The organism is Companilactobacillus formosensis (assembly GCF_005405305.1).
Lineage (GTDB): Bacteria > Bacillota > Bacilli > Lactobacillales > Lactobacillaceae > Companilactobacillus > Companilactobacillus formosensis.
Map to the genome: position 1 here is coordinate 1 of NZ_BJDU01000002.1, position 24678 is coordinate 24678.

A 24678-nucleotide genomic window follows, 5' to 3' on the forward strand; every position below is an offset into this window, starting at 1 on the left:
GGTGTCTTTTTTGATGTTCTTAAAAAGTATTACTAATAAATGGTATACAAAAATAGAGTTGATGGCAAAATGCCTATCAACTCTATTTATCGTACAACCGTTTTATCAATAGCTTCGTAATTATAAGTTAATCCAGCCTTTAGAAGTGTGACCATTTCGACGTCGGAGAATAGACTATCGATTTGTTTATATTCATCTAAAATGCAATGAAACTGTAAGAGAAGACTGTCGTCTGAAACGCCATTACCGGCTTGAAATCGAATTAATTTATTGATGTAATTCATGGGAAAAATTGCAATTTTTGATTTTAAATCGTCGAGACTTTCAATGTGTTGCTTGAGGTCTGAGAGTGGGGAATTGTTAACATTTAATGCTTGTCCAGAAAGCGATAAGTAAATTAATTTTAAACAAGTGTCCAAAAAATCAGTTTGGTCGAGATTATACTTTAATTTGCTAAAAAATCTGTGATTGAGGACTTCAAACAACTTTTGGTAACGTTTCTCTAGAGTATATTTTTCAATCAGAAAATCAGTTATCTGGTCAATGATGATTATTGGATCATCTTGATTATTGGGTATACCAGCCATTTTAGCTGTTTTGAAGGTAATGACATTATCACAGTAGTTTTCAGTTATAAAATGAACGATTGGATTGTTATCGAGTAATTTCTGACCTGCATCTGTAAGTAAAAAAGTTTTCGTTTTGATAATTTGGTTAATTTCTTCAACATCAAGATTTTCAATAATACGGTTAATTAAAATGGCCTTACGTCCAGTGGTAGAAAGATTGTGTTTGAAAAGAATTTCCTTTAATTGATCAACGTAAAAATTTGATAAACTCAATTCCCTTTCAAAAGTTAAAGTTAGTAAACCTTGTTTTACCAAGTCAGCAGCAATGTTAGTTTCTGAGACCAAAAAGACATTTCTGAGGACGTGTGAGTTAAAATAATAGTCCTCGCGTTTTCCATCCAAAATTGATAGGGCATAAATTTCTCCAAAATTTAGCATTATTCTCACTCCTTTAGAAGAAAATACGAAAAAAGATGAACAAATTTTTGTCCATCTTTATTTGTCGTTAAATTCTTCTTCTTCATTAGATTGAATACTGCGTAATTTAGAAATTGGTCTTAATAACATTTTCTTTGAAGTCGTTACTTGGCGCACGTGTGAGTCTGGTTCATTGTGGTGATGTAAAAAGAATAGGTCAGCTGCAATTATCGAAGCTGTCAAAAAAGTATTTAACTGTAAGATCCGCTTGAATCTTTTTTTCAACATGAATTCCTCTTTTTAGCTAAACTATAGCATATTTTAGTCGTACCATTTTAATTCTTTGGTGTTTAAAAATACTGAACGACCTAAACGATTACCGTCAAGATAAATAATTGAACTGAGACCCTCCATATAATCATCAGAAGAGATGTCGAGTACTTTGAGCACCTCTGACAAAGAAATCCGTTGAACTGTGTCGACAATCAATTCTCGCTTTTTATCGCTAAGTTTTTTAAAGTTAGGATTAACGTAGATTTCTAATTGGTTGTTTTTTAAATAGTTGATATTTTTTACGTAGATCATCCATGAATCTTCTTCAGGATTATTTTTCTTCTGAGGATGTTCTCTAAAATCATAAATTTTCTTATTGAGAGCATGATTGATTTTTTTGATTTTGTTAGATAAATGATGGTCCCTTTTTTCTTCGATAGACAGATTGCCTGTCGAGTCTTTTTTGCTTGCAGAGACGTTTTGGGAAAGGCCAATGAAAGTAGTCAAAGCAAGTAAATTAAGCAAAATAAGCTTTAGTGTCATTAATATACTCCTAATTATTTTGCATCATTATAGCTGAAGTCAAAAGGAGTATTCCACACGAATTTGATATATTGATTCACACAGATTCTTTTAGTAAATTACGATTTTTTAAATAAAAAAAGACCACCTCAAAGTGACCTTTTTTAATGAAAGAGATATCTGTGAATAGATTTTTCTAGGTTTTAAATGTAATATCTCTATCGACATATATTATATAACAAAAATATGATAATGTAATATGCTTAATGAATATAAAAAATTGTACGAATAAGAATTTTGATTTTGAGATTGCATATTTTTCCCACCATATTTATTATATTGTATTTCATTTAATTTTTTTATCATTTTGTTGTCGTTTTAATTGCTTGATTTCTTGATGCATCTTTTGATTTTCAGCCTCTATTTTATCTAATTTAGATAGAATTTGTTCTAGTTTGTCATCACTTTCATGATTGTGTTCGCTAGTAAAGTAACTAGTGATCGTACTAGTTAAGGTCCCGATGAAGCCAATACCAATTATCATCAGAGAAACAGCTGCCAATCTTCCTGCTAAAGTTTGTGGAGCAACATCGCCGTAGCCAACGGTGGAAGCTGTAACGATAGCCCACCAAAAAGAATTACTCAAGGAAGCTTTTTCAGCTAGTGAATAAGTGATGGCGGATGTTACTAAAACAATTCCACAAATAATTAGTAGATAAATGAAGCCATTGATTTTTAGAAATTTCTTAGCATTCTTTTGCATCTTGCCAGCAGTCCCAATCAATCGGACGAGAGTGAATATTTTGGAAAAACGGATGATGTGAAAAACTCGGAAGAATCGGAAAATGTTGAAGATGGTAAAGAAGGGCATAATTGCTAAGAGATCCACGATATTATGCCGAAAAAAGCGCATTTTATTTTTTGCTAATGCCAATCTTCCAAAATAGTCAAAACCAAAAATTAGTAATGTTGTAAAGTCAATTTCGACGTATGGTGATTTAGAAATATCAAAACTGGGAATAAAACTCAAAACTAAAATCACCAATGATAATAATCCTGCTAAAACGATAACAACGTAATAACTATCTGAATGTAAGAATCGATTGAATTTTTGCATAATTTGCCCCTTAATCTTACTAATTTGTAATATAGCACTAACAGTTGCGTTAGGTATATTTACAAGCCTTAATGAAGTTTGGATAATGTGAAATATTGATAAAAGAGGAGATTAATATATGCAACAATTCACACCAAATATTTCTCATAAGGCGATGAATCGCGAGACTTTTAAAATCATTTTAATGGGGTTAATGGTTTTAGATCATATCGAATATTTTATTTCCCCATATTTGGCAGATTTCTTTCATATTATTACTAGAGTCGTGGCTGTTGGATTCGCGTACTTAGTGGTAGAAGGGATGCATTACACCCACAGTCGTAGAAATTATTTAACACGTTTGATTAGTTGGAGTTTTTTCATGGCTCTGGGGAATTATTTATTAAATATATTTGTTTTACGACAACCAAATCAAATGTCCATCTTAGGAGATAATATTTTTGCTACCTTAGCTTTTGGATTAGTAGTAATTTGGCTTTGGGATAATCAGGTTCAAGATTTAGGCACTAAGAAAAAATTACGTATTTTATCGGTAATTTTATTGATTTTTAGCATTGTGCCACTTCTTGAAGGTAGTACTGTCGTGGTGCCATTTATGTTTATTACACAATTGACGCATCAAAATATTAAAAAGAGAAATCTATTTTATTTAGGATTAATGATATTTTTAGCACTGATTGAATTTCCAATAGCTTTAACCGTCCCACTTAACAATTCTTTGATGCTATTTGATAGTATTGCCATGAATGCCAGCGATATTTTCTTCATTCTGATAATTCCATTATTACATTTTTATAGCGGCAAAATTGGTCCACATAGTCGACAATTGAAATATCTATTTTATATTTTTTATCCCGCTCATCTATGGTTAATTCATCTAATTATGAACACGCTATGATAAACTATTTGCAGTAGCTCTGGAGGAATTAAGATGAAGCAAATAGTAACAGGAATCGTAGCACACGTTGATGCGGGTAAGACGACTTTATCAGAAGCTCTGCTGTATCAAACTGGTGTGCTTAGAAAATTAGGAAGGGTCGATAAAGGAAGTGCTTTTTTGGACCCAGATGCTTTAGAGAAAAAACGTGGAATTACGATCTTTTCTCATCAAGCTAATTTACAATATCAAGATTTGAAATTAACGCTCTTGGACACTCCAGGACACGTCGATTTTGCTTCCCAAACAGAACAAGTCTTGAGTGTATTGGACTACGCAATTTTGGTAGTTTCAGCAACTGATGGCGTACAAGGATATACGAGAACTTTGTGGCGACTGTTAGAACACTATCAAGTTCCAACTTTTATTTTTGTCAATAAAATGGATGCACTGGGAACTGATCGACAAAATGTTTTGGCAGACTTACAAAGTAATTTGGCTAATGGCTGTATTGATTTTGAATCTGATAACTTCAATGAAGAAGTAGCGATGACTGACGATGATGTTTTAGAGCAATTTCTAGATAATGGGGAATTGAAAGACACAACGATTCAAAATTTGATTCGACAACGCAAAGTCTTTCCTTGCTTCTTTGGTTCAGCATTGAAGATGGAGGGTATCGAAGAATTTTTACAAGGAATCCAACATTTTTCAATCGAAAATGATTATCCAGAAGAATTTGGCGCTAAAGTTTTCAAAATTTCTCATGATGGCAATGAACGTTTGTCGTGGGTCAAAGTTACCGGTGGTATTCTGGAAAACAAAGCAGTCTTATATAATGATCAAAAAGCCAATCAGTTGCGAATTTATGATGGCTCAAAATTTGATTTGACCCAAAGTTTAGCTGCAGGTGAAGTATGCGCGGTTACGGGGTTGACTGACACCTATCCAGGATTAGGTTTAGGAAAGCAGACAAACAGTGAAAAACCAACGATTCAACCAGTCTTGAATTTTGCTTTAGAGCCAAAAGATAATGATATTCATCAATGCTTAGAAGCACTGCGTCAATTAGAGGATGAAGATCCACAACTGCATGTTCAATGGTCGAGTCATTTACAAGAGATTCGAATTCAAGTTATGGGACAAGTGCAATTAGAAATTATCCAGCAATTACTGTCAGACCGATTCAACTTAGACGTTGGTTTTGGCGAGGGCAGTATCCTATATAAAGAAACCATTACGCAACCAGTTGAAGCTGTGGGACATTTTGAACCCTTGCGTCACTATTCCGAAGTTCATTTATTGTTAGAACCGGGATCAGTTGGTAGTGGTTTAAAAATTGCCTCGAATTGCAGTTTGGATGTTTTAGCAAGCAATTGGCAACATCAAGTTTTGAGTAACTTGCAGTCAAAAGAACATTTAGGCGTGTTGATTGGAGCTCCTATCACAGATATGAAAATCACTTTAATTGGTGGAAAAGCTAGTAATGTCCATTCAGTTGGTGGAGATTTCAAAGAAGCAACTTGGCGAGCTGTCAGACAAGGTTTGATGGAATTAAGAAATACTGGTAGTCAATTGTTGGAACCATGGTATCAATTTCGCTTAGAAGTGCCACAAGATCAAGTTGGTCGGGCTATGAATGATATTCAACAGATGAATGGAACTTTTGAAAATCCAGAAATGGTCGATGGCTCAGATTTAACGATAATTTCAGGAACAGCACCAGTAGCAACGATGCAGGGGTATTCGCAAACTGTTAATTCGTATACGCATGGTTTAGGAAACTTGGAATGTGTTGTGCTAGGGTATCAAGCCTGCCACAATGCAGAAGAGATAATTGAAGATAAAAATTATGATCCGGTGTCAGATTTAGAAAATACTCCCGATTCAGTTTTTTGTGCTCATGGCGCAGGCTATCCAGTTCCTTGGAATGAAGTTCCACAGATGGCTCATGTACCTTATTTATATCCAATAAAAAAATGATTCCGTAATTGGAATCATTTTTTTAATAGAAATTATTATTTGCATATTCTTTGCCAGCAGAATTTAACATTTCTTGCCAGGAAGAAAAGATAGTTGATTTTTTTACATGTTTTTCCCAAGCATCAAGCGGTAGGCGTTCTAAAGCCCTTTGACTAGTCACGCCAATCGATTCAAAGAACTCTTCAATACAGAAAAACTGCGTATTTTGTTCCATGAATTGATTGGTAAAGTAATGAGTAAATTGAATTTCTTTTAAATCAGTTCTAATTTGACATTCTTGTTCGATAAGCTCCAGTCTCTGTTTGGTTTGCATAATAACTAATCCCCTATAAAAATTATTTACTATTCATTGATAAGTATATCAAATTTGATATATAAAATTACCATCTTTGTCCGGAACTTGGTAAAATTTGTGTAAAGGATTTAAAAGGAGGTTATTATTGTGTATAAAAAAATATTAGTAGCTATCGATGGCAGTCAAAGTTCGTATAACGCTTTGAATGCGGCAATTGATATGGCTAAGCAATTTAAATCAGCTTTGTACTTAGTTTCAGTTGTGAATACAGCTAACTTGCCAATGAATGTTGGTGTTTCTTATGCACCCGGGTTAGTTAACGATTTAAAAGCTAGTGCTCAAAAAGATTTGGATAAAGCAACAGATATCGCCAAGCAAGCCGGAATCTCACCTTATGTCCAACTTTTAGATGGTGAACCTAGAGAACAATTGACTAGATTCCCTAAGGAAAATGATATTGATTTGATTGTCATGGGTAAAACTGGTACTAACTCATTTACCAGAGTGTTTGTTGGCTCGGTCACGCGTTACGTTTCTGAGCATAGTAATATTAATATTTTAATTGTAGTTTAAAAAATAATCCTATCAGAGTGTTGTTGCTCTAATAGGATTATTTTATTTTTCTTGATTTAACAATTCTTGAACTTCATGTTCATTGTGAGCTAACCAGCCACAGGCACCAGCAGCGATAGCACCAACTAAGTCATCTAAGAAGACATTGATTTTCCCAGTAGACTTGTCATTTAATTTACCTAAGACGCCATGCTTCAACTTGTCGACGTAGCCATAGTTAGTAACTGAGACTGATCCGTAAAGACTAGCCAAAGTTATCGCCATATTTTCATCGATACCGTAAGTCGATTCATCAGTTTCCATGATTCGTTGCATGGGAGCAGACAAGAGGCCTTTTTCGGCTAAAATATCCAATTCGATTCCAGTCATGATAGCATTTTGGGCTTCTCGTTTGTGGAGGACTTTGTTGATGGCATGAATGGAAACTTCTTCATCAAGTCCTTTGACATAATCTTTTTCTAGGAACATGACAATTTCAGCAATGTCTTTTAATTCAACCCCACGGTCTTTTAAATTACGAATGATGTGATCGTAATATTGTTTATCTAATTCTTCATATGAAACCAAATTATTTACTCCCTTTCTATTTTTCGCTATTCCATTCGGCTTTAAACTCGTCGAGAAAATTGAGCATGTATTGGTGACGGCTTTCAGCAATCTTCTTAGCTGTTGAGGTATTCATCATACCAGTTAGTTTCAATAATTTCTCGTAAAAGTGATTGATGATTGTCTCATCAGATAAATTACGGTATTCTTTTTTATCCATTTTTTCACGCGGTAAAACTTTTGGATCATAAATTGTTTCTGAATTAGCCCCACCGTAATAAATTGCGCGAGTAATACCAATTGCTCCAATAGCATCTAATCTGTCAGCATCTTGTACAATTTGTCCAGCAAGAGATAGCTTGGGTGGATTCTTGCTCAATGATTTACTAAAAGATAAGTTGTGGGTAATATAAAGTATTTCATCGATCTGTTCAGGCGTAAATTCATTTTCTTTTAAAAATTGACGAATCTCAATTTCTAGTTTTGTTGGATCTTTGACAAGTTTGTCATCAGCCACATCGTGCAAATAGGCAGCCGACAAAGTGATAACTGGATCAGCTTTTTCTGTTTTTAATATTTTTTGAACCGTTTTGATGACTCTTTGAATGTGATCAAAATTGTGACCAGTCGAATCATTCTTCATTTTATTGTAAGAAAACTCTTTTACTTTTAAAAGTTGGTTTTGATTTGTCATTTCCTCAGCCCTCATTATCAGAATAATTCTATTGTCACACAAAAGGTCTTTTATTTAAAATAAAGAAAAAGTTTGTTATATTATATATGTGTTTAAACAAAGTCTAGGAGGCACAATATGAACTATATCAATAAAGAAATTCCTGATTTTACTGTTAATGCTTATCAAAAAGGGGAGTTGAAGACTTTTAACAAGTCAGATCTGCTCGGCAAATGGTCAATCTTATTCTTTTATCCAGCCGATTTTTCATTTGTTTGTCCAACAGAATTGAGTGATTTGCAAGATTCTTATGACGACTTCAAAGCTGCTAATGCTGAGATTTATTCATGCTCAGTCGATAGTCAGTTTTCACACATGTCTTGGGCTGAAACGACTGACACGATTGGTAAGATTCAATACCCAATGTTATCAGATCAAAAACATCAATTGACTGATTTCTTCAATATTTTAGATGAACAAAGTGGTCAAGCTTACCGTGGTGTCTTTATCATTGATCCAAAGGGACTTATCAAATCTTACACAATCAATGCTATGGGAATTGGTCGTAATGCTCGTGAAATTTTGAGAACCTTGCAAGCTGCTCAATTCGTTGAAGCACATGGTGACAATGTTTGTCCTGCTAATTGGCATCCTGGGGAAGAAACAATCAAACCTAGTGGTGACTTAGTTGGTAAAATTTAAAAGTATATTATTGAAGCTACATGCTGATTTGGGTATGTGGCTTTTTTGTTATAACGGTAAAATCGTTGAAGTCTAGACCGTTATAACAAGATATAGTGTTATAAAAAAAGAAAAATCAATATCTTGTATCAAATGATAAATTGCTATCGCACCAACAAAGGTAAACGCTTTACATCGATATGGCTTCATTATGCTAAATATTTCGGCTCGCAATTTGGTTTCAATTGGTGGTATGATTTTAGCTGTCGTTAAATTTGTATTTGGATATAAATACAGTTTGAGGGATAAATTAATTTGATTGAATTTGATTATCAAAAAATCAATTTCAATCTAAGAGGAGATTGAACCATGAGCATTTTCAACCCAAGATGGTATGTTGAACAAATGAAACATTGGAGTTTCAGAAGTTACATGCTATTAATGTTTGGTCTAGGGGCCATTACTGCATCAACACTTTCACATCAAATCACAGGTATCGCTATTTGGACTTGGTTAGCTGGTACGCTTGGTTTTACTTGTACTGTTGCGATTACTAATGCCAAGCCTTTGAACGGTGTCTTAGGATTAGTTTCAGCACTTATTTATATTTTCGTTGCTATCAACGCTAAGAACTTCTCAGATGTTGTTTTGCAATTGAGTTACATTGTTTTATTGGATATTCCGGTTTTGATCAGTCCACAATGGGCTAAGGATGCCGAAAAGCATATCCACGGATTAACTGGTAAGAAATGGCTTCTAACAGCTGTCTTCTTCTTTGTTGTTTGGGGTCTATTGTACTTGATGGATACTAATTTATTCATCAGTCCTCGTCCTATTATCGATTCAATTTCAGCTGCAATTGGCTTTACCGGCGCTTTGTTGTGTACTTTGCGTTTCCGTGAACAATATTACTTCTGGACAGTTCAAGGTATTATGTCAATCGTTCTTTGGGGTGTTACAGCAACTCAAGGTGATGCTAGTCCAGTCTTGTTCTTGACATACATCATGTACTTCATGAACGATATGATTGCTTTCTTTGATTCACATATCCACTGGTTCCACAGCGATGCCAACGAGAATCGTGCCCGTGATGAAAAAATTGCTAACGAACAAGCATAAATAAAATTTGCAATTAATTTGTAAAATAGCTTATGATTATTGAGCAACAAATTATAAGTGGGTAGATTTATGCGAGTAAAAAAGTATGTTAAAGTTATTCTTTCTATTGCAATTGGGGTTGCATTAGTAGCTGATATTGGCGGTAGTGGTTATTTATTCCATTACGCCTTCAGTAAAAATGGTTATAGCAGTAAACCACAAGGACCATTGTCAAAAGATGATAAATGGTTCGTGAATTCTAAGACTGAAACTTGGCAACAAACTTCAAAAGATAAATTGAAGTTAAAAGCTAGGTTTTTACCAGCCGAAAAGAAAACTGCTAAAACTGTCGTTGTAATTCATGGTTATGGTACAGGTAGCAGTTACATGGGTGACTATGCCAAAATGTTCCATGATGCAGGCTACAACGTCTTAGCACCGGATAATCGTTCCTTCGGGATGAGTCAAGGAAAATATGTCGGTTATGGTTGGAAAGATCGTGACGACGTTATGAACTGGATCAAGCAAATTAATCAAAAATTTGGTCAGAAATCAGAGATTGGTTTGTTTGGAATCAGTATGGGAGCAGCAACCGTGATGTATACTTTGGGTAAACATCCAAGCAACGTAAAATTTGCGATTGCTGATTGTGGATATTCCACTATCTCAGGGGAATTGAACTATCAAATTAAAGATATGTTCAATTTACCAAGCTTTCCACTCGTACCAACGGCTAGTTTATACGGCGATGCTCTAGCTGGTTATAATTTTTATCAAGCAAGCACTAAGGATACTTTAAAGAACAACAAAGTACCTTTGTACATCATTCATGGTTCAAAGGACAAATTTGTTCCGACTGAGAATGCTTATAAGAATTACCAGTATGATAAAGGTCCAAAGAAACTCTGGATAGTCAAAGGAGCAGGACACGCCGAAGCTAAAAAGGTCGCCGGTCAAAAGTATGTTACTAATACGATCGACTTTGCTAAAGAGTACTTTAAATAGCAAAAAGGTAAGTAAAATGGTTTTTAGACCAATTTTACTTACCTTTTTTATTTATTTAAAGCATCGAATGATTTGGTTGGTACTTCATTTTTTTGAACTTTTTCCCATGATAAAACTAAATCTCTTTTTTCATTGTAAGTCACTTTGATGAAGTTGTCTGGTTTGATAGGGCGGCCAATAGCACTATTAAATTTCAAGAGTTTTTCCTTACCGTTTTTGTCATATGATTTTTGACGATAATAGTAAGCATGGTAGTCATTGCCTGAATCGTCCTTTTCAATTACTTCCTGATAAGAATCACCTACAAAAGTATAATAATCTTCGCCAGCATAATTAGGTACGTACCACAATTCATATCCTAAAAATGGTATCAATAAAATTATTCCTACTATTAAAATAGAACCGATTTTTTTATTCATATTTATCCCTCCAAAGCTTATAAGGATAGTATCATGCTTTAAAAAGCTTTAATACTAACGTTTTTGTAAGGTTTGTAAGAAATAAAACACAAATATTATAATTGCAGTATATTAATAGTAGAAAAATGTTAGATTATAAATCAAATTTTTCCGTGTAATGATTGAGTTGATCATGGTAATCGATTGAAAGAGCAAGTTTTTTAGCACCATTGATTTGAAAAAAATATCCTTGATTAGGTGCAATAATTAACTGATTTAAGGATAGTTTCTCAGAAGAAGTTATCTTATCGATTGTCAGTGGAACTTGACCGATATTACGAATTTCTAATTGATTGTTATTTTTGGTACAGTTCAAATAAGCTCGACTGACTTGCTGAAGCATTTGATTACGAAGCTTTAAAGCGTGAGAGATTTTAAATAGAGCTATCGAACCAAGGATTATGCCAACTACTAGAGCAACAGTAATGATGATGATAGTAATGTTAAAAATCATTTGAGTTGGAAAAAGCATTTTATCACTTCCATATTAGTATGTTTCTAGTATTTCATAATTAACACAATCTTACAATTCTGTCACATAAAACTAACAATTCAGTCATAAAGGTAATCAGATATTTACAGAAAATGAAATAAAGTGAATAATGATAGTCAACAGATATCCTAGATATTTGTTAAAAATAAAAAAGTACATGCAATGGTTATGTTGACTCCGTAACTAGAAAATAAGTCATCCTTTAATAGGGATGGCTTATTTTTTTAGTTACGTTTAGTTTTAACCCAGTGAGTATTACCACGGATTTTAGAATAAATGGACTTCATCAGACTCAAGAATAAAACGACATAGATGTAAGACAATAGTCCCACTGTCAATAAGAATTTGCCAATTTTCATATCCAAATTCAACATGTCACTTTCTTCAATCGCAATATCAGCTTTTTGAGTAATCCTCAGTTCGTGAAGATAGATCAAAGTAAAAATCATTCCAAAGATTGAACCAATTATGACTAAAAAGAACAGGGAAATGACGAAGAAACTTGGATTTCCAATCGCATAAATGACATACTTTATCGTCAAATAAATAATACTAAAGTCAGCTAATACGTTTAATAATGGTTGAGTTAGAAAAAAGTAAGTGTCAAATTTTTGGGCATTGGACATGATGGGAGATTTTGTGACTCGAAAGAGATATTTCCAGCAGTCCAATCCGCCTTGAGCCCAGCGTGATCTCTGTCTGACTAGGGCCTTAAAATTTAATAAAGCCTCTTGATCAACGTAAGCATCATCTAAATATTTGATTCTTAAACCATTCAACTCAAATTTCAAGGTGAGTTCGAAATCTTCTAGTAAGGCATTACCCCAAGGTTGGATACCCATTCTTTGGGTAACTGTTTTATATCTAAAAAATTGACCGTTACCACAAAGGGCAACCGCATGCATTTTGCCACGGATCAATTGAATCAAGTGATTGATCGTGTAAAATTCAATATCTTGAAAGGTTTGTAAAACGGTCGTTGGTTGTTTCATTTTGACTCTTAATTGAACAGCATCGACGTGTTCATCTTCGAAAGCATTGTTTAATTTATAAATGCAATTAGCACTTAAAATTCCATCAGCGTCAATGACACCAACGATACATTTTTTTGGATCAAGATGTCTTTGTTTAATCATTTTGTGTACTAAAAACATCGCATTATTCAAAGAATCGCCTTTACCAGTTCTGGCATTGGGTAGTTTTCTTTCGACAGTACTAATAGGTCCTGGCATTGCTTTAATTTTTTGAACGGTTTGGTCATCTGAATCATCATCAATGACAATGATCTCTTTTTGACCAGCCAAATTTAATAAATTTTGTAAAGTATTTTGGATAACTTTTTCTTCATTTAAACAAGGTACTAGTAAGAAATAAAAGAATTGGTCTAGATTATTATTTACATGATAAGCAGCGGCCATTTCTGATTTAAACAGCTTATGATCTTTGAAATAAATAAAATACATAATTGCGCATTGGATAATAAAGATAGTAATTGCAATCAAGTAAATAATCATATGCATCATCTCTTTAATAGTTTATCCAAGTAAATTTTACACACGAATCAGAGATGTTCAAACAAGTTGTTTAATATAATTATTGTAAATAAAAAAGATGTGCCAATATAAAAATAATCTAAAAATGTTGATAATTTTATAAAAAAAAGACTGCAAAGGCTTTAAATTGGTATAATAAAATTGTGGTATATGGAGGGGAAGAGCATGACTACTTTAGTTGATGTTGCAAAGAAAGCCAACGTTTCGAAGATGACCGTGTCTCGAGTTATCAATCATCCAGACAAGGTTACCGATGAATTGAAGGCGTTAGTTTATGAAGCCATGCGTGAATTGGATTATCATCCAAATATGATTGCTAAAGCGTTGGTGGATAAAAGCACGAGAATTATCAAGCTATGTATTTTGGAGGATATCGATACAACTGAACCGTACTACATGAATTTAATGATTGGTATAGCCAAGACTTTAGATTTACACCAGTATTCATTGCAATTGGTTACTCGCAAGAATTTTGACATTGGTAATTGTGACGGTTATATTATCACTGGGATGCGTCAGCAAGACGTTGACTGGATCAAGAACTTGAAAAAGCCCGTCATTATATTTGGTGAAAATCGTTATGGATTTGATTTTGTAGATACCAATAATAAAGCTGGTCTTTATAAATTAGCAGAATTAGCCTTGCAAAAAGGTTATGAGAAATTAGTTTATATTGGAATTGATAGTAAAGAATCATTTGAATACTCTCGAGAAGCTGGTTATCTACAACAAGTTCAAGAACGTCGAATGTTACCAGAATTGCATCGATTCGATAACCATAGTCATTTAGCAGAAGAATTTATAGAATCCAATTGGAAAAAAATTAAACCAAATACTGCCTTCTTGTGTGCATCGGATCGGTTGGCCATTGGGATATTGCGTGGAATCGTACGCTCTGGTGGCAAAGTTCCGGAAGATTTTGGTGTAACTGGTTTTGATGGTGTCTTTTTGAATCAAGTAGCTTCGCCCAAGATTACGACAATCAAACAGTCGATAATTGAAATGGGCAGTGCCTGTGGTGAAAATTTACTGGACAAAATTGAAACTAAAGAAAGTCAAGGTGCTTTAGTCTTTGAACCCAAGATTAGTTTTGGCGGTACTCTTAGGGATTAACCTGTTACCGATAACATTTCAGATAGTCTTGCTTAGGCGAGGCTTACTTTTTTATACTGAGGTGTAAGGGTTTACACGAAAGGGGCAACTATCATGAATTGGTATGATCAAGCAATTATTTATCAAATCTATCCTAAGAGTTTTCAAGATACTAATGATGATGGTATTGGTGACATACAGGGGATTATCAAACATTTAAGCTACATTAAAGATATGGGATTTAATACTATCTGGTTGAATCCAATCTTTGTCTCGCCGCAAGTTGATAATGGTTATGACGTTTCTAATTATTTTGCCATCGATCCAATTTTGGGGGATACGAGTGATTTTTCGGAAATGATGACTAAGGCTCATGAATTGGGACTTCATATTATCTTAGATTTACCGATTAATCATACGTCCGACCAGCATCCATGGTTTCAAGATGCTTTAAATAATCCACATAGTATTTTTAGAGATTATTATATTTGGCATTCGGCTGTTGATGGACATGAGCCCAACAATTGGGGATCATTTTTTGGCGGTAGCGTTTGGGAAAAGAATCCAACTAATCCTAATGAGTATTATTTCCATCTTTTTGATAAAAAAATGCCTGATTTGAATTGGAAAAATCCAGAAGTTCAAAAGTCAGTCGCTGATATTGCTAAGTTTTGGCTTGAAAAAGGCGTTGACGGATTTCGTCTGGATGCTTTCATTCATATTGCTAAGGCAAATTTTGATCAAAACTCTTTGGACAGCAGCACTAAATTCCCAATTGATGATCAATTCTATGCTAAGTTGCCCGCAGTAAAAGACTATATGTCAGGATTTGTTAAAGAAATCAAAGAATTTAAACCAGACGTATTTTTGTTTGGTGAGGCATCATCTGCCAAAGCACGTGATGCTGCTGAATACACGCGACCAGATGAGCACGTCTGTGATGTGGTCGTTAATTCAGATAATTATGGCGAAGTTTATGATGATAGTAATCCAGACATACCTAAATTTTTCCAAGATCGTAAACTGTCGCTTGATATGTTGAAACAAACTTATGTAACTTGGGAAAGCATCTTGGAGCATGTCAGCTTGCCAACTTTGACGTGGGGCAATCATGATATTAGTCGGGTTTTGGATCGACTGAATTTACCAGTACATGATGATAAAATTACCAAATTATTAGCGACAATGTTATTTTTACAACGTGGAATACCAGTAATTTACTATGGCGAAGAAATTGGTATGCACGGACTGAAGTATCAAAAGGTTGCTGATTTTACCGATCAAAGAGCAGTGGACTTGATTAATACTTTGCGCCACAAGTCTTTTACTGATAATCAAATTTTACGATTGCTGAATAATCAAGATGAGATGACGGCTCGAGGTCCAATGCAATGGAATTCAACGAAGTATCGCGGCTTTTCTGAAGAAAGACCTTGGAATTGGGCCAAAGTTGATTCCAACTGCGTTGATCAAGAGATTGCTGATCCCAATAGTATTATGAATTTTTATAGAGAACTTTTAAAAATAAAAAAGCATGACTGTTTTACTAGTGGCGATTATCGTTTACTAATTACTGATCCTAATATTTATGCTTATCAACGAAAGACGGCAAATAGTCAAGGCTTAGTAGTAGCTAATTTTTCTGATAAAAAAGTTAACTTCACTTTGCCAAATGGCACTTGGAAAAAAGTATTAGCTAACGAATCCACTGAGGTCAAGGATAAAATCGCCAAACTAGGTGCATGGGGTTGTTGTGCTTTTGAATCTAATTAGAGGGGTGTGTAATTAATGGCAAGTCAAACAGATGTTAAATTAAGAAAGATGCAGATTTATTGCATTTTTGTAAGAAACCATACTAAAAAAGGTACTTTAAAAGCAATTGAACCTGACTTGGATCGAATTAAGAGTTTGGGTACTGATTGCATTTGGTTGATGCCTATTTTTCCAATTGGTAAAAAAGATCGCAAAGGCAAACTCGGTTCACCTTATTCAATTAAAGACTACCGCGCTATCGATCCAAAACTAGGAACATGGCAAGATTTTCTAGAGCTAGTAAAATCCATCCATGATCGTGGTATGAAAGTTATGTTAGATATTGTTTACAATCATACTTCTCGTGATTCAGTATTGTTACAAGTACACCCAGAATGGTTTTTACACGACCATGAAGGTAATTTGTACAATAAGAATGAGGACTGGACGGATGTGGCTGAATTAGATTATTCCCACAAGGCCTTATGGAATTACCAAATAGAAACTCTTAAACGTTATGCAAAAATCGTTGATGGTTTCAGATGTGACGTTGCTCCACAAGTACCAATCGAATTTTGGAAAGAAGCCCGCAAAGAGGTTGCTAAGGTTAACCCTAAGACTATTTGGTTAGCTGAATCTACTGGTCCAGACTATATTAAAGCATTGAATGCCAAGGGTTATCACGTTTCTTCAGATGCTGAATTATACAGTGCTTTTGATATGACTTATGATTATGATATCGATCAAACTTTCCGTAAATATGTTAAGGGTGACTTGCCTTTGAAGAAGTATGTTGAAGCTTTGAATACTCAAGGTGTGATTTATCCTTCTAATTATATTAAGATGAGAGCTTTGGAAAATCATGATCAAGAAAGAGCTCATAGTCTCTTTATCAATGAAAATGATGTCTATAATTGGACGGCTTTTTCAGAATTTCAAAAGGGTTCAACTTTAGTTTATGCTGGTCAAGAATATGGCTTTAAGCACACACCAAGTCTTTTTGATGCAGATAAATTGGACTGGGACGATAAGAAGATGAACCTCAGCTCCTTGATTTTCAAGATGCATCAGATGAGTCAAAGCGATATTCAGGTATCAGGAACTTATAAGATTACTGCTCTAGAAAATGATATCGTTGAAGTAACTTATAAGATGGGAGACATTATCAGAATTGGTATCTTTACTCTTAAAGGGATGCCAGGCGAGGTCCCTGTAGCTTTGGCAAGTGACAGTTACACTAATATGATTGACAATTCCTTGATCAAAGTTAAGGATGGAATCGTTATGTTAGACTACGATCCAATCATCATTCAAGGCAAAAATAACGAATAATAAAAAAGCAGTCGATTAGATTAATAATTGACTGCTTTTTGAATGCCTTAAATTTCAATCGTGTTACAAACCTGTTATCGGTAACATCACGAAAGCGGTTGCAAAGAAATCGTTTTAGAAACATAATGGAAACTGTAGTAAGGAAATAATATTTTTATAGGGGGCTTTGGTAATGAAGAAGAACTTCTGGAAGCGCTTTGGAAAGCGTGTAGCAGTTGTTGCTTTGGCAGCCGGCGCAGCATTTATGTTGGCAGCTTGTGGTAACAGTTCATCCTCAGGTAAGGATGTTAAGATTACAATTCTTCAAGGAAAGGTTGAGAACAACAAGCAATTCAAACAAATTGCTAAGGATTATGAGAAGTCACATCCACATGTAAAGATTGAAGTTACATCAATCGGTGGTGGTACTCAATATGATCCAGTTCTAAAGACCAGAATTTCATCTGGTAATGCACCAACAATCTTCAGTTTGGCTGGTCCAGCTGATGTGCAACAATTTAAGGCACATGAAGCAGATTTGTCAGATACAAAGGCAGCAAAAGCTGCACAACCTGGTACTTTGAGTGCTGTTAAGACTGGCGGCAAGACCGTTGGACTTCCATTCAACGTTGAAGGTTATGGTTTGGTTTATAACAAGCAAGTCTTCCAAAAGGCTGGCATTGATCCAAACAGTTTGACAACTATGGATAAACTTGAAGCAGCTATCAAACAAATTGATGCACAAAAGAGTGAATTAGGTATCAAAGGCGTCTTTGCTACACCTGGTAAAGAAGCTTGGGTATTCTCAGATCACTTGGCTAACCTATACATTGGTCAAGACTTCAATGGTAACGCTTTGAAACTTTACAAATCAAAGAAGATGCCATTCACAAAGGCTAATGATATGAAGACCATGATTGATCTTGAAAAGAACTATTCTATCCAACCAATCATGCAACTAGATTATTCTGCACAAGTTAACCAATACTTCTCACAAGGTAAAGTTGCTATGATTCAACAAGGTGACTGGATCTATCCTACAATCGAAGGTATTGATAAAGACTTTGCTAAGAACGACGTTGGTATGATTCCTATTCCTGTACCTGGTGAAGAAGGCAAGATGCCTGTTGGTACATCACTATACTGGGCAGTTAATAGCAAGAAATCAACACAAGAACAAAAAGCTGCTAAAGACTTCTTGGATTGGATGTACACATCTAAAGAAGGTAAGAAACAAGTTGTAAACAAGTTACACTTCGTACCTGCATACAAAGGTTACAGTAACTTCAAGATGAGCGATCCATTGACATCAGCAGTCTTTGAATACTCACAAAATCACAAGACAACAGGCTGGGCATTCCCAGGATACACTGGTACTTCATGGGATCCAGACGTTGCACAACCAAATCTACAAAAGTACTTATCAGGCAAACAAAGCTGGGATAAGACAGTTCAAAATATGAAAGATGGTTGGGCTAAACAACAAAAATCATCTAATAACTAAAAGTAACAAAAGAGGGCAATGAATATGAAAAATAGAAGTCTTTCGTTTTGGCTATTTTTAACACCAACCCTCATTGCGTTAGCTTTGGTAGTATTTATTCCGGTAATTGAAGGATTGTTTTACTCATTTACTGATTGGGACGGTTTAACTTTTACCAAGATGGTAGGATTTCAAAATTACATAACATTGTTCCACGATAAGGCGTTTATTAACGCCTTTTGGTTTACAGTGGGGTTTGTAATTGTCACTGTCATTATGCTGAACGTAATAGGCTTGGGCTTAGCATTATTAGTAACACAAAAATTCAAGGGAAATAATTTCTTACGTACCGTTTTCTTTATGCCAAATATGATTGGTGGTTTAATTTTAGGTTTCATCTGGCAATTCATTTTTACTCAAGGCTTTCAAGCTTTAGGTAACGCTTTGCATATGCATTGGTTATTGAATTGGCTAACAAATGAAACAACTGGTTTCTGGGGACTAGTTATTGTTACGGTATGGCAAATGAGTGGTTATATCATGATCATTTACATTGCTTACTTGCAAAATATCCCTAATGAAATCATCGAAGCTGCAAAGATTGACGGAGCTTCAGCATGGCAACGTTTCACAAAGATTACGTTCCCAATGATTGCTCCTGCATTTACAGTTTGCATGTTTTTAACTTTATCAAATGGTTTTAAGATTTATGATCAAAACTTGTCATTGACAAATGGTGGTCCTTACAATTCAACACAAATGTTAGCGATGGATATTGTTAATACCGCTTATAATTCAGCTAACTTCTCCTTATCAGAAGCAAAAGCTATTGTGTTCTTCGTAATTGTTGCTGCTATTTCACTATTGCAAGTTGCTTATAACCGTAAGAGGGAGGCTGATCTCCATTGAAAACAAAAAGTAGAACCATTATTGGAATTGTCGGGCTCTTGTTAGGTATTTTATGGTTGTTCCCATTTTATTTGATCGTATCAAATTCATTTAAGACACCAAAAGGTATCTTTGCTTCAGTTTTGTCATTACCACATCCAAGTACGACTGATAACTATGTTAATTCGTTTCAAGCCTTGCACTTTATCGCTTCATTAACGAATTCATTGATTATTACCATTTGCAGTGTGTTAGTCATTATCTTAGCTTCATCAATGGCTGCATATGCACTTCAAAGAAATCATAGTAAATTGAGTAGTGGATTGTTGTTACTATTTATTTCCGCTATGTTGATTCCTTTCCAATCAGTTATGATTCCTTTGACAGCTAACTTTGGTGCTGTACATTTTCTAAACATGTGGGGACTTGTCATCATGTATCTAGGCTTTGACTGCAGTTTGTCAGTCTTCTTGTATCAAGGTACATTATCAAGTATTCCTATTGCAATGGATGAATCGGCTGAACTAGAAGGGGCAAGTCGTTGGCAGATCTTTACTAAAGTTATCTTCCCAATGCTCAGTCCTATCACAGTTACTGTAGCAATCTTGAATATCATTGCTATCTGGAACGATTATCTATTGCCATCACTAGTATTGCCACAAGCGCAATACACAATTCCACTTCAAATGTTTAATTTCTTCGGTGAATACACAAAGCAATGGCACTTGGCCTTAGCTGGTATCACTATTTCCATCATTCCGGTTATTCTCTTTTATCTATTCGCACAAAAATGGATCATCAAAGGTGTTACCGATGGTGCTGTTAAGTAATTAAAGAAAGGACAGATTATTGTGATCAATCTCAAATCTAAAAATGGACAAAGATTATTGGCGAGTGGTAACTGGCTTTGGTCGTTGTTTACCATTAACTTCTCATTCTTTATTATCAATTTTCCAGTGATATTGACTGCAATTATCTTGTTCAGTTTGAAGTTTTCAACCACTTATACGATGTTGTTAGTTATCGTATGGTTGATGTTATCAGTTTTTACAATTCCTGGATTGGTTGCTAGTTATGCAGCAGTTCAAGAATGGCAAATAAACGGTAGTGTGAGTTTTTTCAAATATTTTTTTAAAAAATGGTTTGATTTTCAGAAAAACTATCTTCTCAATTTTGGTTTAGGTTTCATAGCAAGTTTATTCATTTTATTAAATAAAGTTGCAATGGGAAATACACAGTGGCACGTGGCAGTAATGATTTTAACGTTTGTTTATTTCATGGCTTTAGTCGCTGTTAGTTTCCAACTGGCAACGAATAAATTTGAAAGTATCTTGACTTTATTCGTTGAAAAACCTCTACCAATTATAATCTCAGTAATAGTATTTTTAATCTTGATATTGTTGAATTTCGTTTTGCAGTTGGCCTTCTTGAGTGTGATCTGCAGTGTCTCGCTTGCAACGTATGTCTCATACAGATTACTAGGTGGTCAAGTAGCCAAAAAGGATTGACTTTGGGTGTGGAGGACACATCTAGATTGATTAGTAAGATTAAACTTATTAGTTAACTGGAAGTCAAAAAATAAAAGGAGCGTTAAAAATGGTAAAAATTAATTTGGATCACATTTACAAACGCTATCAAGGTAATACTGACTATTCAGTTAGTGATTTCAACCTAGACATTAAAGATGGTGAATTTATTGTCTTCGTTGGACCTTCCGGATGTGGTAAATCCACCACATTACGTATGATAGCGGGACTAGAGGATATTACTAAAGGTGACTTTAAGATGGATGGCAAGGTCATGAATAAGGTTCAACCAAAAGATCGTGATATCGCGATGGTTTTCCAAAACTATGCCTTGTATCCACATATGACAGTCTTTGATAATATGGCTTTTGGTTTAAATATTCGTAAAAACGATAAGGAAGATACTAAGAAGCGAGTTGATAATGCCGCTAAGATCTTAGGATTGACACCATATTTGAAACGTAAGCCAGCCGCTCTATCAGGTGGTCAAAGACAACGTGTTGCTTTAGGTCGTGCTATTGTCCGTGATGCAAACTTGTTCTTACTTGATGAACCATTGTCAAACTTGGATGCCAAATTGAGAGTTCAGATGCGTACTGAAATTGCTCAATTGCATCAACGTTTGGGACGTAACTTTATCTACGTTACTCACGACCAAGTCGAAGCTATGACTATGGCTGATCGTATCGTTATCATGAATGACGGTATGATTCAACAAGTTGGTACTCCTGCCGAATTGTACAGCAAGCCAGCGAATAAATTCGTTGCTGGATTCATTGGTTCACCAGCTACTAATTTCTTCGATGTCAAAATTGAAGACGGTAAGATCGTCAATGATGGCGGAATCAACATTGCTATTCCTGAAGGTCAATACAAAGTTCTTAAACAAAAAGGTTATGTTGGTAAGAATGTCACATTTGGTATTCGTCCAGAAGACATTCATGCTGAAGAAGTTGCAATTCAAGCTTTCCCTGATGCCATAATTAATGCTAAGATTCAAGTTTCCGAATTGCTAGGTGCTGAATCAATCCTTTACTCTAATCTCGGTGGAACTGACTTTATTGCAAAAGTTGATGCACGTGATCATAGAGAACCTGGCGATAACGTTCAAATGGCTTTTGAAATGACAAAAGCACATTACTTTGACAAAGATACAGAAGAAACAATTCTTTAAGGATTATAAAAGGTAATTAGGTGTTTACCTAATTATCTTTTTTTATAGGAGGTGTCAAAATGCAAAGGATTTTTGAAGTTAGTCCTTGGAATGTTTTAACCCACAATTTAGATAAAGATAATAAACGACTCCAAGAAAGTATTACGAGTTTAGGTAACGGATACATGGGGATGAGAGGTAATTTCGAAGAAGATTATTCAGGGGATAGTCTTCCAGGAATTTACTTAGCAGGGGTTTGGTTCCCTGATAAAACACGTGTCGGTTGGTGGAAAAATGGCTATCCTAAGTATTTTGGAAAAGTCATCAATGCTGTTAACTTTATTAAAATGAATTTTTTGATCGATGGATCAAAATTGGATTTAAATAAAGATACAATTAGTGATTTCACCCTCGACTTAAATATGAAAGATGCCACTTTATCGAGATCATTTATCGTTGATAAAGACGGTAAGAAGATTAAATTTAATTTTATTAGATTTTTGAGTGCGGCTCAAAAGAATTTATCAGTTCAAAAAGTAACTTTTGAAAACCTTTCTGATCAAAATGTGACGATCAAGGTCATCTCAAGTATTGATGCTGATGTAAAAAATGAAGATGCTAACTACGACGAACGTTTCTGGCAAGTTCTAGAAATTAACGAAGATTATTTGATTGCTGAGACTAAACCTAATGACTTTGGTACACCAAGATTTACTTCGGGGATGGATGCCAAGTATGTAACAGATTTAGATGAAGTTGATCAAAAAGTTACTGATGTAGAAACAAGCAAAACTTTCCAAAAGACTTTGAAGTCAGAAGAAATTGGTTCAATTGAAAAACGTGTCGTTGTTTTGACATCACGTGATTATGAGACAGTTGATGATTTAAGAGATGCACTAGAAGCCGTCAGTGCTAAAGCAACTAAATTCTCTTATGAGCAGTTGTTGAGCGAACATAAAAATGTCTGGGATCAACGTTGGAGTCAATCAGATATTAAAATCGATGGTGACACGGATGCTCAACAAGGTATGCGTTTCAACTTGTTCGGCCTTTTGACCACTTACTCCGGAGAAGATTCTCGTTTGAACATTGGTCCAAAGGGCTTTACCGGTGAAAAATATGGTGGTGCCACTTATTGGGATACCGAAGCCTTTTGTATTCCAGTTTACTTAGGTATCACTCAACCCGATGTCTCAAGAAATTTGTTAATGTATCGTTATAACCAATTGGACGGTGCTTACGTCAATGCCAAAGAGCAAGGCTTAAAAGGTGCTCTATTCCCAATGGTTACTTTCAATGGTATTGAATGTCATAACGAATGGGAAATCACTTTTGAAGAAATTCACCGTAACGGCGATATAGCGTTTGCTATTTACAACTATACTCGTTACACAGGTGATAAATCATTTGTTCTCAACGAAGGTAGTAAGATTTTAACTGAGATTTCTCGTTTCTGGGCTGATCGTGTTGATTACAGTAAGCGTCATGACCGTTACATGATTTTTGGCGTTACTGGACCAGATGAATATGAAAACAACGTTGATAATAACTGGTACACGAATTTCTTAGCTAAGTGGACTTTGAAATATACGTTGCAAATTCTCGGCGAAGTCTCAAAAGAACAGTTTGATAAATTAGCCGTTTCAAAAGCTGAGATGGACCAGTGGCAAGATATCATTGATAAGATGTATCTACCATACGATGAAGATTTGGGTATCTTCGTTCAACATGACGGTTACTTGAATAAAAATCATGACCCCGTTTCAACTATTCCAAAGGATCAATTGCCAATCAATCAACATTGGTCATGGGATAAGATTTTGCGTTCGCCATATATCAAGCAAGGTGATGTTCTTCAAGGAATTTGGGACTTCATCGACGACTTTAGTGAACGTGAGAAGAAACGTAACTTTGATTTCTACGAGCCAATGACGGTTCATGAGTCAAGTCTTTCTCCAGCAATTCACTCAGTTTTGGCAGCTGATCTTCACTACGAAGAGAAAGCGGTTGCATTATATGAGAGAACCGCTAGACTAGACTTAGACAATTATAATAATGACACCGCAGATGGTTTGCATATTACTTCAATGACCGGTGGTTGGCTAGCAATGGTTCAAGGCTTTGCTGGTATGCGTGTAGCTGACGATGGTACGCTTAGTTATAAGCCTTTCTTGCCTAAGAAATGGAATAGTTATTCATTTAGACAAGTCTTTAGAAATCGTGTAATTGAAGTGTCTGTCTCAAGTGATGGACCACAATTTAAATTGATTTCTGGAGAACCATTACAGATTCAAGTTTACGGTAAGCCACAAATGCTTAAATAATTGTGAAAATAAAGGT

The 24678-nt window shown here is 35.0% G+C and carries 25 protein-coding genes; 15 read left to right on the forward strand and 10 right to left on the reverse strand.

Translation table 11 applies throughout. The features are described 5' to 3' along the window. Positions 1-86: 86 nt before the first annotated feature. The 4 genes from FFM65_RS02370 to FFM65_RS02385 all read right to left on the reverse strand — a co-directional run bounded on the left by FFM65_RS02370 (position 87) and on the right by FFM65_RS02385 (position 2898). Positions 87-1007, reverse strand: coding sequence for an SAP domain-containing protein (locus FFM65_RS02370; RefSeq protein WP_119317765.1), 921 nt, complete (start codon positions 1005-1007; stop codon positions 87-89). A gap of 57 nt (positions 1008-1064) precedes the next feature. Continuing rightward, positions 1065-1274 (reverse strand): hypothetical protein, encoded by a 210-nt coding sequence (locus tag FFM65_RS02375; protein WP_119317764.1) that lies wholly within the window; start codon positions 1272-1274, stop codon positions 1065-1067. Between the two features lie 33 nt (positions 1275-1307). Then, positions 1308-1802 (reverse strand): hypothetical protein, encoded by a 495-nt coding sequence (locus tag FFM65_RS02380; RefSeq protein ID WP_119317763.1) that lies wholly within the window; start codon positions 1800-1802, stop codon positions 1308-1310. 325 nt (positions 1803-2127) lie between these two features. After that, a complete protein-coding gene (locus FFM65_RS02385; RefSeq protein WP_119317762.1) occupies positions 2128-2898 on the reverse strand; it encodes a potassium channel family protein in 771 nt (256 codons plus the stop codon). A 118-nt stretch (positions 2899-3016) separates the two neighbouring features. On the opposite strand from FFM65_RS02385, the gene FFM65_RS02390 reads away from it, so the two are divergent. Both FFM65_RS02390 and FFM65_RS02395 read left to right on the forward strand, forming a co-directional pair. Then, positions 3017-3796 (forward strand): TraX family protein, encoded by a 780-nt coding sequence (locus tag FFM65_RS02390; RefSeq protein ID WP_119317761.1) that lies wholly within the window; start codon positions 3017-3019, stop codon positions 3794-3796. A 33-nt stretch (positions 3797-3829) separates the two neighbouring features. Beyond that, positions 3830-5758, forward strand: a complete 1929-nt coding sequence (locus FFM65_RS02395; RefSeq protein WP_119317760.1) for an elongation factor G — start codon at positions 3830-3832, stop codon at positions 5756-5758. Between the two features lie 22 nt (positions 5759-5780). Here FFM65_RS02395 and FFM65_RS02400 read toward each other — a convergent pair whose 3' ends face one another. Next, positions 5781-6071, reverse strand: coding sequence for a hypothetical protein (locus tag FFM65_RS02400; protein ID WP_119317759.1), 291 nt, complete (start codon positions 6069-6071; stop codon positions 5781-5783). Between the two features lie 129 nt (positions 6072-6200). Between FFM65_RS02400 and FFM65_RS02405 the strand changes: the two genes are divergently transcribed. Then, on the forward strand, positions 6201-6626 hold the full coding sequence (locus FFM65_RS02405; RefSeq protein ID WP_162897907.1) for a universal stress protein: 426 nt from the start codon (positions 6201-6203) through the stop codon (positions 6624-6626). Positions 6627-6668: 42 nt separating this feature from the next. On the opposite strand, the gene FFM65_RS02410 is transcribed toward FFM65_RS02405, so the two are convergent. Together FFM65_RS02410 and FFM65_RS02415 are read right to left on the reverse strand one after the other, a co-directional pair. After that, complete coding sequence (locus FFM65_RS02410) at positions 6669-7193, reverse strand: phosphatidylglycerophosphatase A family protein (protein ID WP_059073950.1); 525 nt, start codon at positions 7191-7193, stop codon at positions 6669-6671. A gap of 16 nt (positions 7194-7209) precedes the next feature. Beyond that, on the reverse strand, positions 7210-7866 hold the full coding sequence (locus FFM65_RS02415) for an HD domain-containing protein (RefSeq protein ID WP_119317757.1): 657 nt from the start codon (positions 7864-7866) through the stop codon (positions 7210-7212). 117 nt (positions 7867-7983) lie between these two features. Here FFM65_RS02415 and FFM65_RS02420 point away from each other — a divergent pair, with 117 nt between their 5' ends. From FFM65_RS02420 to FFM65_RS02430, 3 genes are all read left to right on the forward strand, one after another. Further along, on the forward strand, positions 7984-8547 hold the full coding sequence (locus FFM65_RS02420; RefSeq protein WP_119317756.1) for a peroxiredoxin: 564 nt from the start codon (positions 7984-7986) through the stop codon (positions 8545-8547). A gap of 348 nt (positions 8548-8895) precedes the next feature. Then, the gene (gene pnuC, locus FFM65_RS02425; protein WP_119317755.1) at positions 8896-9645 is read left to right on the forward strand and encodes a nicotinamide riboside transporter PnuC; all 750 of its coding nucleotides are present in this window, start codon (positions 8896-8898) and stop codon (positions 9643-9645) included. A 69-nt stretch (positions 9646-9714) separates the two neighbouring features. Next, positions 9715-10629: an alpha/beta hydrolase gene (locus tag FFM65_RS02430; RefSeq protein WP_119317754.1), complete on the forward strand. Its 915-nt coding sequence runs from the start codon at positions 9715-9717 to the stop codon at positions 10627-10629. A 47-nt stretch (positions 10630-10676) separates the two neighbouring features. Here FFM65_RS02430 and FFM65_RS02435 read toward each other — a convergent pair whose 3' ends face one another. The 3 genes from FFM65_RS02435 to FFM65_RS02445 form a co-directional block, all read right to left on the reverse strand. Then, positions 10677-11048 carry a YxeA family protein gene (locus tag FFM65_RS02435; RefSeq protein ID WP_119317753.1) on the reverse strand — a complete coding sequence of 124 codons (372 nt, stop codon included), beginning with the start codon at positions 11046-11048 and terminating at the stop codon, positions 10677-10679. Between the two features lie 133 nt (positions 11049-11181). Beyond that, positions 11182-11559 (reverse strand): hypothetical protein, encoded by a 378-nt coding sequence (locus FFM65_RS02440; protein WP_119317752.1) that lies wholly within the window; start codon positions 11557-11559, stop codon positions 11182-11184. A 245-nt stretch (positions 11560-11804) separates the two neighbouring features. Beyond that, positions 11805-13103, reverse strand: a complete 1299-nt coding sequence (locus FFM65_RS02445; RefSeq protein WP_119317751.1) for a glycosyltransferase family 2 protein — start codon at positions 13101-13103, stop codon at positions 11805-11807. Positions 13104-13298: 195 nt separating this feature from the next. Between FFM65_RS02445 and FFM65_RS02450 the strand changes: the two genes are divergently transcribed. From FFM65_RS02450 to FFM65_RS02490, 9 genes are all read left to right on the forward strand, one after another. Beyond that, the gene (locus FFM65_RS02450) at positions 13299-14246 is read left to right on the forward strand and encodes a LacI family DNA-binding transcriptional regulator (RefSeq protein WP_059073942.1); all 948 of its coding nucleotides are present in this window, start codon (positions 13299-13301) and stop codon (positions 14244-14246) included. Positions 14247-14339: 93 nt separating this feature from the next. Continuing rightward, positions 14340-15998, forward strand: coding sequence for a glycoside hydrolase family 13 protein (locus tag FFM65_RS02455; protein ID WP_119317750.1), 1659 nt, complete (start codon positions 14340-14342; stop codon positions 15996-15998). Between the two features lie 15 nt (positions 15999-16013). Next, positions 16014-17309, forward strand: a complete 1296-nt coding sequence (locus FFM65_RS02460) for an alpha-amylase family glycosyl hydrolase (RefSeq protein WP_119317749.1) — start codon at positions 16014-16016, stop codon at positions 17307-17309. A gap of 172 nt (positions 17310-17481) precedes the next feature. Further along, on the forward strand, positions 17482-18792 hold the full coding sequence (locus tag FFM65_RS02465) for an ABC transporter substrate-binding protein (RefSeq protein WP_119317748.1): 1311 nt from the start codon (positions 17482-17484) through the stop codon (positions 18790-18792). Positions 18793-18816: 24 nt separating this feature from the next. Further along, positions 18817-19680 carry a carbohydrate ABC transporter permease gene (locus FFM65_RS02470; RefSeq protein ID WP_057816014.1) on the forward strand — a complete coding sequence of 288 codons (864 nt, stop codon included), beginning with the start codon at positions 18817-18819 and terminating at the stop codon, positions 19678-19680. Next, complete coding sequence (locus tag FFM65_RS02475; protein ID WP_119317747.1) at positions 19677-20489, forward strand: carbohydrate ABC transporter permease; 813 nt, start codon at positions 19677-19679, stop codon at positions 20487-20489. Before FFM65_RS02470 ends, FFM65_RS02475 begins: the two co-directional genes overlap by 4 nt. 21 nt (positions 20490-20510) lie before the next feature. After that, complete coding sequence (locus FFM65_RS02480) at positions 20511-21167, forward strand: hypothetical protein (RefSeq protein ID WP_119317746.1); 657 nt, start codon at positions 20511-20513, stop codon at positions 21165-21167. Between the two features lie 88 nt (positions 21168-21255). Further along, positions 21256-22359 carry an ABC transporter ATP-binding protein gene (locus tag FFM65_RS02485; RefSeq protein WP_119317745.1) on the forward strand — a complete coding sequence of 368 codons (1104 nt, stop codon included), beginning with the start codon at positions 21256-21258 and terminating at the stop codon, positions 22357-22359. Between the two features lie 59 nt (positions 22360-22418). Continuing rightward, the gene (locus FFM65_RS02490) at positions 22419-24662 is read left to right on the forward strand and encodes a glycoside hydrolase family 65 protein (protein WP_119317744.1); all 2244 of its coding nucleotides are present in this window, start codon (positions 22419-22421) and stop codon (positions 24660-24662) included. Positions 24663-24678 lie beyond the last annotated feature (16 nt).